At 37.9% G+C, this 12,983-nt stretch carries 10 protein-coding genes; 4 read left to right on the forward strand and 6 right to left on the reverse strand.

Annotated elements, in window-relative coordinates; translation table 11 throughout:
• Positions 1-10: 10 nt before the first annotated feature.
• Together DUT68_RS09945 and DUT68_RS09950 are read right to left on the reverse strand one after the other, a co-directional pair.
• Positions 11-595, reverse strand: a complete 585-nt coding sequence (locus DUT68_RS09945) for a Crp/Fnr family transcriptional regulator (protein ID WP_113638028.1) — start codon at positions 593-595, stop codon at positions 11-13.
• A gap of 2 nt (positions 596-597) precedes the next feature.
• A complete protein-coding gene (locus tag DUT68_RS09950; RefSeq protein WP_306419613.1) occupies positions 598-3,540 on the reverse strand; it encodes an FAD-binding and (Fe-S)-binding domain-containing protein in 2,943 nt (980 codons plus the stop codon).
• A gap of 560 nt (positions 3,541-4,100) precedes the next feature.
• On the opposite strand from DUT68_RS09950, the gene DUT68_RS09955 reads away from it, so the two are divergent.
• Positions 4,101-5,000 carry a nucleotidyltransferase family protein gene (locus tag DUT68_RS09955; protein ID WP_113638032.1) on the forward strand — a complete coding sequence of 300 codons (900 nt, stop codon included), beginning with the start codon at positions 4,101-4,103 and terminating at the stop codon, positions 4,998-5,000.
• On the forward strand, positions 4,991-6,070 hold the full coding sequence (locus tag DUT68_RS09960) for a phosphotransferase enzyme family protein (RefSeq protein ID WP_113638034.1): 1,080 nt from the start codon (positions 4,991-4,993) through the stop codon (positions 6,068-6,070). The genes DUT68_RS09955 and DUT68_RS09960 overlap by 10 nt, the downstream gene beginning before the upstream one ends.
• A gap of 169 nt (positions 6,071-6,239) precedes the next feature.
• On the opposite strand, the gene dnaK is transcribed toward DUT68_RS09960, so the two are convergent.
• Entirely contained in the window at positions 6,240-8,141 is a 1,902-nt protein-coding gene (gene dnaK / locus DUT68_RS09965) for a molecular chaperone DnaK (RefSeq protein ID WP_113638036.1), read from the reverse strand.
• A 531-nt stretch (positions 8,142-8,672) separates the two neighbouring features.
• Here dnaK and DUT68_RS09970 point away from each other — a divergent pair.
• On the forward strand, positions 8,673-9,302 hold the full coding sequence (locus DUT68_RS09970) for a hypothetical protein (protein ID WP_113638038.1): 630 nt from the start codon (positions 8,673-8,675) through the stop codon (positions 9,300-9,302).
• Positions 9,303-9,350: 48 nt separating this feature from the next.
• Here the strand turns inward: DUT68_RS09970 and DUT68_RS09975 are convergent, their stop codons facing one another.
• A complete protein-coding gene (locus tag DUT68_RS09975) occupies positions 9,351-10,562 on the reverse strand; it encodes a class I SAM-dependent methyltransferase (protein ID WP_113638039.1) in 1,212 nt (403 codons plus the stop codon).
• A gap of 82 nt (positions 10,563-10,644) precedes the next feature.
• Between DUT68_RS09975 and pepE the strand changes: the two genes are divergently transcribed.
• Complete coding sequence (pepE, locus tag DUT68_RS09980; RefSeq protein ID WP_113638040.1) at positions 10,645-11,340, forward strand: dipeptidase PepE; 696 nt, start codon at positions 10,645-10,647, stop codon at positions 11,338-11,340.
• Between the two features lie 46 nt (positions 11,341-11,386).
• Here the strand turns inward: pepE and DUT68_RS09985 are convergent, their stop codons facing one another.
• Both DUT68_RS09985 and rplQ read right to left on the reverse strand, forming a co-directional pair.
• Positions 11,387-12,184 carry a glycoside hydrolase domain-containing protein gene (locus DUT68_RS09985; protein WP_113638041.1) on the reverse strand — a complete coding sequence of 266 codons (798 nt, stop codon included), beginning with the start codon at positions 12,182-12,184 and terminating at the stop codon, positions 11,387-11,389.
• Between the two features lie 183 nt (positions 12,185-12,367).
• Positions 12,368-12,937 carry a 50S ribosomal protein L17 gene (gene rplQ / locus DUT68_RS09990; protein WP_113638042.1) on the reverse strand — a complete coding sequence of 190 codons (570 nt, stop codon included), beginning with the start codon at positions 12,935-12,937 and terminating at the stop codon, positions 12,368-12,370.
• Positions 12,938-12,983: the final 46 nt, after the last annotated feature.

Raw genomic sequence — 12,983 nt, forward strand, 5'->3', positions numbered from 1 at the left:
TTTACCAAGATTAAATTTTTATTCTATTGATGAGCTTACTAAAATTGGTGGGGTCAATTCCTAAGTAGCTGGCTAAATATTTGTGTGGTACCAAAGTTAAAATGTGCGGACTGCGACTTAGCAATTGTTTAAATTTATCTTCTGAAGATAGCAATTGTATTTCTGCTAAACGATCCAAAACCCCGCCTAAAGCAGCACTTACGCCAATATTCACCATCTGAGAAATTTCGACGTTATTTACCATCAGCTTTTTAACTTCCGCTATTGGGGCTCTCAAAAAAGATGAAGGCGTTAATGTTTCATAACAAAAACGGGAAACTTGCCCGGTCATCATGGCATCCAACACTCCACCAAAAGACGGTGCATAGGTAAATATCAATGTGGCCTCTCTGCCATCAGCATTAAGAGAGTAGACGCGTTGCACACCTTCCAAAACAAAATACAGGTAATTTTCAGATTCCCCAACATTAGTAAGTGTGGTTTTACGGACGCAGTCAAAATATCGCCAGTGGGGCAAAAAATAATTGATACTAGTTTCCGATAATTGAAAAACAGTTCGAAGATAATTAGCCAGCAACTGATGATCTTTATCCATTTTTACTTAAGAGCGTTCCATAAAATCTCTACTGGATGCTGAGCCAAACGCTGGGTTCCATCTTTAATTTGATGACGACAACTGGTACCAGCTGCAGCAATAATTACATCCTGTGGCTGCTTTCTAACCTCGGGCAACAATACCAATTCACCAACTTTCATAGACACCTCATAATGTTCTTGCTCATATCCAAATGAGCCTGCCATGCCACAGCAACCAGATGGAATCAACTCTACCGTATAGTTAACCGGCAAATCCAATATTTGCTGCGTTGGCAAAAGTGCATTTAGCGATTTCTGATAGCAATGTCCATGCAACTTCACTAAACGTTGTTGTTCAGTGAACAAGCCTCTATCTATGCGACCGGCAGCTACTTCTTTCACCAAAAACTCCTCAATTAGCATTGCATTTTTAGCTAATTCTTTAGCCTTTAGCACTAAATTAGCATCAACCAATTCCGGATATTCATCCCTAAAAGTAAGCAAAGCTGATGGCTCTACGCCTAATAAAGGGGCTTCATCTTTCACCAAATCCGCCAACATAGTTACGTTTTGGTTGGCCAATAATTTAGCGTCACGTAGTAAACCTTTGGATAAATAAGTCCTTCCGCTTTCCACGTGATTAGGGATGACGACTTCATAGCCTAGTTTCTCTAACAGTTGAATTGCCGTGATACCAATTTCTACATCATTATAGTTGGTAAACTCATCGCAGAACAGGTAAACCTTGCGTGATGCATTCGGTACCGACGATCGTTTATCATGTTTCTTTTTCCAGCTACGCAACGTAGTTTTACCAACTTTAGGCAAAGACCTATCTGTAGCAAATCCCGCTACTTTTTTGATTAACTTCGACGTAAATCCATTTGAAACTAAAGCATTGTATAAAGAAGGCACCATACTTGCCAAACGTTGCGATTTAGTAAAATTAGCAATCATTTTAGCTCGGAATGGTACGCCGTTGGCATCGTAATAATGTTGCAAAAACTCAGCCTTCATCTTAGCTACATCCACGCTAGAAGGACATTCGGACTTACAACCTTTACAGCTTAGGCATAAATCCATCACTTCTTTTATTTCCTCATGGTTAAAAGGATTATCGCCGGTATCGTTTGTTAAAAACTGACGTAAAATATTTGCTCTAGCACGGGTGGTATCTTTTTCCTGCCTTGTAGCCATGTATGATGGGCACATGGTACCACCGCTTACTTGAGTTTTTCTGCAATCTCCAGACCCTGAACATTTTTCTGCTAGGCGGAGGATACTTTCATTCTTAGAAAAATCGAAAATGGTTTGTATTGGCTTAACTTTTTTATCAGCTTCGTACCTCAAAAACTCATTCATTGGAGGCGTGTCAACAATTTTATTGGCATTAAAAACTCCAATTGGATCAAAAAGTTGCTTTACCTCTTTTAAAAGTTCGTACACCTTATCACCCAAAACATCCTTAATAAACTCGCCTCTTAACCTTCCATCGCCGTGTTCACCACTTAAAGATCCCTGATGTTTTTTCACCAAAACCGCAGTTTCTTGTAGTACAGTCCTAAAAAGTTCCTTACCTGCCTGCGTTTTCAAATTGATCATCGGTTCAATGTGCAACTCGCCAGCACCAGCATGCGCATAATACGATGCTTTTAGGTTATACTTATCTAAAATTACCTGTAAATCTGCTACGTAAGCTGGTAAATCCTCGGGAGCTACCGCACAATCTTCAATTAAGTTTACAGGCTGCTCATCGCCAGGTAAGTTTCTAATTAAACCTAAACCTGCTTTACGCACATCCCAAGCAAGCTTAGTTTGTGCACCATACACCACGGGATAAGCATAGCCCAATTCGGCCAATTTTAAATCAGCAATCAGCGCCGCCGTTTTCAGGTCAAGCTCTTCTTTGGTTTCCGCAAAAAACTCAACCATCAACAAGGCTTCGGGCTCACCTTCAATAAAAAACCGATTGTACTGATAAACCGGATGGCCTTTGGTAAAATCCATAATATACTTATCTACCAACTCCGACGCCATTGGCTGATGTTTGAGTATGATGATATTAGCCAAAAGTGATTCTGCTAAGGAATTGAAGTGTACACATACCAACGCTTCTTGTTTTGGTGGCAAAGGCAGCAACTTCAATTTCGCTTCAGTTATAAAAACAAGTGTCCCTTCCGAACCTGCAATTAACTCGCACATGTTGAAGTTTTCTTTCCCTTCCTGAGGAATCAGAAAATCTAAGGCATAGCCTGTGTTTCTTCTTGTTAATGTTTTTTTGGGATAACCGTTTGTAATGGCTTCAATGTTTTCAGGTTGATTTACTAAATCGGAAATTCCTTTGTAAATTACTCCTTCCAAACTATTTAATTGTGATTTCTCAGCCAATTCTTCAAAAGTGACGGTGTTAAAAACAACCTCTTGTCCGTTACTCAAGTAGCCCTTCACTTCTATTAAATTCTGTCGGGTATCACCCCAAACAATGGAGTGCAAACCACACGAGTTATTACCAATCATCCCGCCAATCATTGCTCGGTTTGCGGTAGAAGTTTCAGGACCAAACATTAAGCCAAATGGTTTCAATGCAACGTTTAGGTCATCCCTAATTACCCCAGGTTGTACCCTAACATACTGTTCTTCTGCATTTATCTCTATAATTTGATTGAAATACTTAGAGATATCTACCACAATACCGTTACCTACTACTTGGCCCGCCAACGATGTTCCGGCCGCCCTTGGAATTAAAGTGAGGCGCTGTTCGCCTGCAAAGGAAATCAGCTTTTCGATATCCGCTTTAGTTTTCGGGACTGCTACGGCCAAAGGCTTCTCTTGGTATACCGAGGCATCTGTAGCATAAACCATTTTCTGTGCTTCATGAACGCTTGAGTCATCGAAGAACAATTCGCCAGCCATGCTATTGCTTAGCGACTTAAATAATTGCGGTAGTTGAGTTTGATTTGACACAAGGTAAAATTAAGCATTTTATTGCCTTTTTCTAAAATTAAAAACAGCAAAAAACCGCATAACAATTATAAAGCAAAACGCGACACAAACGTTTGCTATTTACAACAGCTTTAAGGATACCAAAGCGCCCGCTTTTACATTTTAAAAATGCTGGCAACCTATTAAACACACGCAAACGTTTGTAAAGAACGAGGTTATCCAATAAAAAATTTCAAATTTAGTTTATCGAAGATTCAGAAATGTAATTCGAAATTGAAAAGTAATTTCTTAAACCTTAATGAATGCTTATGGATATTAACCTGTAGAATAACGATTGCTTGGCCTTGAATAGAGCGTTGACCGCCTACAAAATGAATTAGATTGTTATCAAAACAAAACCAGAAAAATTCAGTTTGATTTAAGAGATAATTGGAGTAAATTTAGCCTTCAGCCTATCATTTTTAAACTCAAAAAAATAAACTAGCAAATTAATAGAAGTAAATTAAATATGCGTATACTTTTTAATTTGTAAAACTTAACTTTGGCAACAACTAAATATTCATTTAAAAACTAAATAGTTAATGAAACCAACCTTACTAATTTTGGCTGCCGGGATGGCAAGCCGCTATGGTAGCATGAAACAAATTGATGGTTTTGGGCCTAACGGAGAAACCATTATCGATTATTCTATATATGATGCAATAAAAGCTGGATTCGGTAAAGTTGTATTTATCATCAAAGAAGAATTTGCGGACAATTTCAAATCAATTTTTGATGAGAAGCTAAAAGGTAAAATTGAAGTAGATTACGTTTACCAAAATTTCGACCTAAAACAGTTTGGAATAGAAGAAGAAATTTATAGAGAAAAACCTTGGGGAACAGCTCACGCCATTTTATCGGGAAGAAAAGTAGTTAAAGAACCTTTTTGCGTAATTAATGCAGATGATTTTTATGGCTACGACGCTTTCAAAAAGATGGCTGATTTCCTTACCTCGGAAGTTAACGACGCCAACTACTGTATTATCGGTTACAAAATTGGAAAAACATTATCTGACTTTGGAGCGGTATCAAGAGGCGTTTGTAAAGCAGACGAGTCGGGAAATTTAACCGAGATTGTTGAAAGAACCAAAGTTTACAAAAAAGACGGAACCATTGTGTATGAGGAAGAAGGACAAGAATTCCCTCTTGATTTTGACACCCCGGTTTCAATGAATTTTTGGGGATTCACTCCTTCAGTATTTCAAATCGCAGAAGATTTGTTTAGAACTTTTGCAATGGAAAACAAGGATAAACCTAAAGCAGAATTTTTCATTCCTCTAGTTGGAGAGCATCTGGTTAATACCAATAAAGCTTCTTTTAAAGTAGTACCAACCGATAATCAGTGGTTTGGTGTTACCTATAAAGAAGATAAGCCATTAGTTCAAGAAAGCATTGATGAGCTTATAAAAAATGGTAATTACCCTGAAAAATTATGGAATTAAAAATTGATGAAACTATACTTGAAGCTTACGGCTTAACACATAAAAACATCAACATTCAACAAATAGGTTCTGGCCACATTAACGGAACCTATTTGTTAACCAAAAAACCAAGCAACGAAAAATTTGTATTGCAATACATCAATACCAACGTTTTCACCAACCCCCAAGCTATTGCAAATAACATTCAAGCGGTAGCAGACTTTTTAAATCAACAATTCCCTTCTTATCTTTTCCCAGCTCCGCTATCAACTATTAATGGCAAAAACATGGCTGTTAACAATGGCTCCTATTGGCGATTATCACCTTTTGTAGATGATACCGTTGCTTTAGATACGTTAAGTTCGCCCAAGCAAGCTTACGAGGCTGCTAAGCAATTTGGAAAATTAAGCAGGCTTTTGGATGACTTTGACAGCAGCAAACTACAAGCTACAATTGTTGGGTTTCACGACCTAGCGCTTCGATTCGAACAATTTCAGACGGCGTTGGAAAATGCTAACACAACATTAAAAACACAAGCAGCCAAAGAAATTGAAGTGGCCATTGGTTTCCAGTACCTTTTAAATATCTACCAGGAACTAAAAAATCATTTACCTAATAGGGTAATGCACCACGATACAAAAATTAGCAATGTACTATTAAATAGCGCTAATTACGAAGGCGTTTGTGTGATAGATTTAGATACCTTAATGCCTGGCAAATTTATCTCCGACTTGGGCGATATGATGCGCACCTATCTTTGTGAGTTTTCCGAAAATGAAACCGACCTCACTAAAATCAAGATCCGAGAAGATTATTTCTCTGCCATGATTGAAGGTTATCTTTTTGAAATGGGCAGCATTTTAACAAACAAAGAAAAACAAGCGATCCTATTTAGCGGAAAATACATCATATACATGCAAGCCCTGCGCTTCTTAAGCGATTACCTAAACGGAAGTGTATATTATCCCATCCATTACCCTACTCAAAACTTAGATAGAACTAAAAATCAATTTAAGTTGTTGCAAGAACTGGTTGACAATGAGGAAAAGCTACAGCATATCATCAATCAAAGCCTGCTTAAAGTGCACTAGTCAACTCAACAGCAGCATAAACGCCAGCAACAAAACACCCTCAAATCAAAATTGTAAACCGAACCGTCATAACAAAAAAAGCGTTGCTGAAAATTCATCAGCAACGCTTTGTATTTTAATTTAGCATCGAAAATCTTTCTGAATTTCGACCTCTAAACTTTCCGACTAACTATTTGTCGTCTTTTACTTCTTCGTAATCCACATCAGTTACAGAATCACCACCTTGTTGTGGCTCAGCTTGTGCAGCATCACCTTGTGGTTGACCTTCCTGACCCGCTTTATACATCTCTTCAGAAGCAGCGTTCCAAGCATTTTGCAACTCAGTTTGTGCCACTTCAATATCAGCGAAGTTACGAGCAGCGTGAGCATCTTTTAATTTTTTCAACCCATCTTCAATTGGAGCTTTTTTATCAGCAGATAATTTATCGCCAAACTCTTTCAATTGTTTTTCAGTTGAGAAAATCAAAGCATCAGCACTGTTAATTTTATCTGCTTCCTCTTTTGCTTTAGCATCAGCTTCTGCATTGGCTTCAGCTTCCTGCTTCATTTTTTGAATTTCAGCATCAGTTAAACCAGATGAAGCCTCGATACGGATTTTTTGCTCTTTACCAGTAGCTTTATCTTTAGCACTTACGTGTAAAATACCATTGGCATCAATATCAAAAGCCACTTCAATTTGAGGTACGCCACGAGGTGCTGGTGGAATTCCATCTAACATGAAACGACCAATTGTACGGTTTTGTGCAGCCATTGGGCGCTCACCTTGTAAAATGTGAATCTCTACCGATGGTTGATTATCAGCCGCTGTAGAGAAAGTTTCCGTTTTCTTAGTTGGAATAGTAGTGTTAGCTTCAATTAACTTGGTCATTACACCACCCATCGTTTCAATACCTAACGAAAGTGGAGTAACATCTAACAACAACACATCTTTTACATCACCTGTTAACACACCACCTTGAATAGCAGCACCAATAGCTACCACCTCATCAGGGTTTACACCTTTAGAAGGCTCTTTACCAAAGAAAGCTTTCACCGCATCCTGAATTGCAGGAATACGAGTTGAACCACCTACTAGGATAATCTCATCAATATCGCTAACTGATAAGCCAGCATTTTTAAGTGCCGATTTACACGGATCGATAGTACGTTTAATTAAATCGCCAGCTAACTGCTCAAATTTAGCACGGCTTAACGTACGCACCAAGTGCTTAGGTCCGCTTGCATCAGCAGTAATGTAAGGCAAGTTAATTTCTGTTGATGTAGTGCTTGAAAGTTCAATTTTAGCTTTCTCAGCAGCTTCTTTTAAACGTTGTAACGCCATCGGATCTTTGTGTAAATCCATACCGTTTTCGTTTTTAAACTCTTCTGCCAACCACTCAATCAATACGTGGTCAAAATCGTCACCACCTAAGTGAGTATCACCATCAGTTGATTTTACTTCAAATACACCATCACCAAGTTCCAATACTGATACGTCATGCGTACCACCACCACAGTCAAACACCACAATTTTCATATCCTTGTGCGCTTTATCCAAACCATAGGCTAAAGCAGCGGCAGTAGGCTCATTAATGATACGTTTCACCTGCAAACCAGCAATTTCACCAGCTTCTTTAGTAGCCTGACGTTGTGCATCATTGAAATAAGCAGGAACAGTAATTACAGCTTCAGTAACTTCCTGTCCCAAAAAGTCTTCAGCGGTTTTTTTCATTTTCTGTAAAACCATTGCCGAAATTTCCTGAGGCGTATATTTTCTGTCGTCAATTTCTACACGTGGTGTGTTATTATCACCTTTAACCACTTTGTAAGGCACTCTTCCAACTTCTTTATCAACTTCAGCAAAGCTGCTGCCCATAAAGCGTTTAATAGAGTAAATTGTTTTTGTTGGGTTTGTGATTGCCTGACGTTTTGCAGGCTCGCCCACTTTGCGCTCGCCGTTTTCCGTAAAAGCAACAATAGATGGCGTAGTACGTTTACCCTCGCTGTTAGCAATAACCACAGGCTCGCTACCCTCCATTACAGCTACACAAGAGTTCGTAGTTCCTAAGTCTATACCAATTATTTTTCCCATTTTGTTATATATTTTCTTTTCTAATTTTTTACGTTCTAATACTAGTTAACAAGCCATGTGCCAATAGAGTTTTGGCAGAATTTTGAACAAAAAAGCTGTTAAAATGTAAATGAAAAACCAAATATCTGCTGACAGCTTGGCAGAAAAAAGGCGCAAGGCGTAAAGCTAAAAGCAAATATTAAGATATCAGTATTGACGATTTGGAAATGATAGTCAGTATTGCTTGGCCCATGCAGCCCTGCTGTCCGCTCATATCTTTTGTGTGCTGCCTATTCACGCTCGCGTCATTGCGAGGAGCAAAAACGAAGCAATCCTTCCCGAAACAGCTCACAAAAGTATAACCGCTTCCATCAGGTTTAATTAACAAAGTTTTAAACCCTTGGCTAAAAACGTTGTGTTAAGAAACCAGCAATTAAGTGAAAAGTTATATGAGAAATGTAAAGCGCTTAAAATATTTCTTTTGTTTATTATGTTAAATGTATAACTTAAAGAGAATTAATTTATTCGGTTATTAACTTTAATTATTTAATCATGAAAAAAATCTATTTTATCGTTCTCGCAGCTGTTGCATTTGCTGTTTCCTGCACAAAAAGTAACCCAGAACTTCTTAACCCTACAGAAAAAGAAAAAGTTTTGTCGAAAACAAGCAATGTAACTTATTCTACATGTACATATGACAACGTTATAACGCCTAATTCTTACACAGGTTTTACCGATCCATCAACGCAAACCGATCCTGGTTTCGGAATCTTTTCTGACGACTTATACGATAGGGGTTGGAAGGCAGGATATGAAGATGCTTTATTTTACCATAACTATTACGTATATGATGGTCCAAATCAATGTGGCAGCTTTGAAATGTATAAGGTTGTTAAAAACACTTCTACCAATGAAATTAAAAATGAAGACATTTATTATAGCCTTTTGGAGAATGAGGTTAATACGGGAATTGGTATAAAATTGGTCTCTAATGAAACCTGCAATTACGACTTTCTCTTAAAAAGGTGTGTTCTTCTTAATTCTGGAAGTTCCAAGAGCTTAAGATTACAGTACCAATTTAACACTACCTACCCTAATAGAACGTCAGATCAAATTAGTTTTGACAACGGCAGGTATGATGGATTTTATCGAGGGGTATCTCAACAACCATTTTCGAACTAAAGATATCTTTTAATAATTTAAGCCATCAATAATTCAGCAGCTGATGGCTTACTTTAATTCAAGCAATCTTTCCAAATGATGATAGTCGATGCCAAAATACGCCTTCGTTTCTTTTATTTTCTGTAAGATAGTGTTTTGCTCTTCGCTCAGCACATCCAACTTTTCGCTTTTCACTTTTAACTTTTTACTTTTTATTCCTACCACCATTACATTCTTAGGCGTATGCACATCAGAAACAAATTCAAAAACTTTCGTTTTGTAACCGAAATACTCCAAAATTAATGCCCGTAGGCCATCAGTTACCATTTCAGCCTGACGTTCCAAAAATATACCGTGTTTAGTAAGGAAAGAAAGCTCATTTTTAGCTTTCCCTTGTTCAATTTCCCTGCGTACCTGCTTATGGCAGCAAGGCGCCACTACAATTAATTCAGCATTAGCTTTTATTCCTTTATATATTGCATCGTCTGTTGCCGTATCGCAAGCGTGTAAAGCAATCAATAAATCAATATTTTGGTGCTCGTAGCTATCAATAGTACCTTCCACAAAAGAAAGCTGATCGAATTTCGCCTTTTGGGCTATTGCGTTACATAACTCCACCATGTCTTTTCTAAACTCCACCCCTACCACATTTGCCTTTTGGCCAATTTGCTGTAAATAATCGTACAGTGCAAAAGTAAGGTAACCCTTTCCCGAGCCCATGTCAACAACATCACAAATACTTTTTGATGGCAGTTCTTTAATTAGCGAACTTAAGATTTCCACATACTGGTTAATCTGACGGTACTTATCCTGCGCATGCTTTAATACTGTTCCTTCACCATCCGTCACTCCCAGTGCGCTTAAATAAAAATTATCAACCGCTGCAATTAGTCTCTTCTTCTCCTTATCATGCGTCTTTACCACCATTTTAACATCCTTCAATTGATTGCTTCGCAATTTAACCACACCTTTCTGATTGCGCTCTAAAATAAGCTCTTCTGTTGTAGTGAATAACGTAGCAACATTAAATCCATCTAACAAATAGTTGTTAATGGATTTCAAGGCTTCTTCAAATGAGAAATTTTTAAAGATATCTTTTGTCTGATATCTAAACGTAAAGGCAAACATGGCCTGCCTCTTAATCACCACAGGTTTTACAAAAATTTGCTTTAATTGCTGCTCTTCACCTTTGTAATTACCCAATGATAGCTTTACGAAAACCTCTTGCTGCATGGCCTCTCGCAAGTGATTAATAAACTTAGTGATTTGATTTATTTCCATATCGATTTACAAAGTTACTGCTCTATTTTCAATAATGGCGAAAGCTTGCCTTATTATTCAATATGCTACCTATCTTTGATAGATGAACATTATACTTGCCTCTACTTCCACTTTATTTGGAGGAACATATTTAGACTATCTTAAATCAGAAATTATTTCCCTTTTCCAGGGAAAAACCGAGATCATATTTATTCCATTTGCACGTCCGGGCGGATTATCACACGACGAATACACCGCAAAAGCCAGTTCTTTTTTTGAGCAGCTCAACATAAAGGTCAAAGGTCTTCATGAGTTTGAAGACAAAGCTGCCGCTATTACTAACGCACAAGGATTCTTTACCGGTGGAGGCAATACTTTTCTGTTAGTTAAAACGCTACATGAGCAGGGCTTAATGGATGCGCTTAAAAATGCTGTGAGTAAAGGAACGCCCTATCTTGGATGTAGCGCAGGGAGCAACATTGGCGGTATGAACATGAAAACCACTAATGACATGCCGATTGTTTACCCGCAAAGCTTCGACTGTATGGGACTAGTGCCATTTAACATTAACCCACATTATCTGGATCCACAACCAGAGCTAAAACATAACGGAGAAACAAGGGAAACCAGAATACTCGAATTTCTAACGCAAAATAACGTTAAGGTAGTAGGTTTAAGAGAAGGTAACTGGATTAGAAGAATTGGCGATAAAATCACTGTAGAAGGCACGCAACTTACCAGAATATTTGAGCAAGGTAAAGCACCCTATGAAATAGAGCCTAGCAGTAGCCTTTCATAAAAGGTTTCACTACCATTTAAAAATTGCAGAAAGAGCAATTGTATCTTTATTTTGCTAATTTTTGATAGAATTTTGATTTCTTCTTAACTGGAACTTGAAGTTCTGCAGCTGTTTGAGGCGTCACTATTAAGTTAAAATCAAAGCTCAGTTGTTCATTTTTCTTTAATGTGATTTGATCAGCGTGAACATCTAGCAACATGGAACCGCCTTTAACATTAATCTGCATTGCACCGCCAATAGGCAACAAAGTAGTGGAATTACTAAGACTAAAATATAAACCCAAAGAATCGTTACCAATCCAAACATTAGGCTTAACCTTTTTCCAATTACTACGTTGCCAGCGTACAGTATCCGGCCTTAAACCTCCTTTTTCGCCTAGTCCGCTTAGATATTTACTTGCTGATTTCTCAAAAGGGATGTGAAAATTCATATTAGTTAGCAAAAGATCTTTAATTGCCGATATCTTAATGTGATAGCTCAGCACCCCCTTAGATAGCATTTTACCTTGAACAGTCATTTTCAAATTGGCAGAAGTACTATTTGCATTCCATACAATTGAGTCTGCGTTTTGGGCAGTAATTTCAAAACCGGCACCGTTCATCTTCTCCTGAGCCTTTGCACTGGTATAAAAGTGAAAATGCATCGGTTCAAATAAAAGCTGCTGGGTTTTAATCCCAGTATTATCATCAACTACATAACACTGCTTAGGCATTCCATCATTGTTAATTTCTAATCTAGTAGCTTTAAATGCTATTACTTGCTGATTTATTTTAAGCGAGCCATCTTGTGCAAAAACCGCAAGACTACCCAGCAGGAAGCACAACAATAAGATTTTTTTACGCATTTTCAAATTAAATACTTTGATGTTGAACAGCAGAAACTTATAAACTTCACACAAGATAAGCACAAACTAGCACTTACAATAAGTAAAGCGAAATTAATTATAAATCACAGCGGTTAAAATCAGGCACAAAAAAACCCTTTAGGAAAAACCTAAAGGGTTAAGCATAACAATAAGTTAGTTAGATTACGCTTTTTGCTCTTCAGCATCGTCAGCAGCTGGTGCTTCAGGAGCAGTTTCTTCAGCAGCTGGTGCCTCTTCAACTTCTTCTTTAGCCTCAACAGCTGGAGCAGCTTCTTTCACCTCAGCAGCAGGAGCATCAGCTTTCTTAGTAGCTTTGCTTCTACCTCTACGAGTAGTTTTCTTTTCAGCTGCCGCTGCATCTTTTCCGTATACTTCGTTGTAATCTACCAATTCAATTAACGCCATTTCTGCGTTATCACCTAAACGGTTGTTTAATTTGATAATACGAGTATAACCACCTGGACGGTTAGCAACTTTTGCTGCTACATCACGGAATAACTCAGTTACTACCTCTTTGTTCTGTAAGTAAGCAAATACTGTACGACGTGAGTGAGTAGTATCGTTTTTAGATTTAGTGATGATTGGCTCTACATAAACTCTTAAAGCTTTAGCTTTAGCTAATGTAGTAGTGATTCTCTTGTGAGTGATCAAAGAAGAAGCCATATTTGCCAACATCGCTTTTCTGTGCGAAGTAGTTCTTCCTAAGTGGTTGTGTTTTTTACCGTGTCTCATTTTTTTGTTTATAAAGTGTGTACCGTCTCGTTGAACTTAATCTGAG

It is taken from the genome of Pedobacter zeaxanthinifaciens, from assembly GCF_003313335.1.
GTDB lineage: Bacteria > Bacteroidota > Bacteroidia > Sphingobacteriales > Sphingobacteriaceae > Pedobacter > Pedobacter zeaxanthinifaciens.

Coding starts and splice junctions, on each gene's coding strand:
- DUT68_RS09945 (WP_113638028.1), bottom strand. CDS start 595: ATGGATAAAGATCATCAGTTGCTGGCTAATTATCTTCGAACTGTTTTT.
- DUT68_RS09985 (WP_113638041.1), bottom strand. CDS start 12,184: ATGCGTAAAAAAATCTTATTGTTGTGCTTCCTGCTGGGTAGTCTTGCG.
- rplQ (WP_113638042.1), bottom strand. CDS start 12,937: ATGAGACACGGTAAAAAACACAACCACTTAGGAAGAACTACTTCGCAC.
- pepE (WP_113638040.1), top strand. CDS start 10,645: ATGAACATTATACTTGCCTCTACTTCCACTTTATTTGGAGGAACATAT.
- dnaK (WP_113638036.1), bottom strand. CDS start 8,141: ATGGGAAAAATAATTGGTATAGACTTAGGAACTACGAACTCTTGTGTA.
- DUT68_RS09960 (WP_113638034.1), top strand. CDS start 4,991: ATGGAATTAAAAATTGATGAAACTATACTTGAAGCTTACGGCTTAACA.
- DUT68_RS09955 (WP_113638032.1), top strand. CDS start 4,101: ATGAAACCAACCTTACTAATTTTGGCTGCCGGGATGGCAAGCCGCTAT.
- DUT68_RS09970 (WP_113638038.1), top strand. CDS start 8,673: ATGAAAAAAATCTATTTTATCGTTCTCGCAGCTGTTGCATTTGCTGTT.
- DUT68_RS09975 (WP_113638039.1), bottom strand. CDS start 10,562: ATGGAAATAAATCAAATCACTAAGTTTATTAATCACTTGCGAGAGGCC.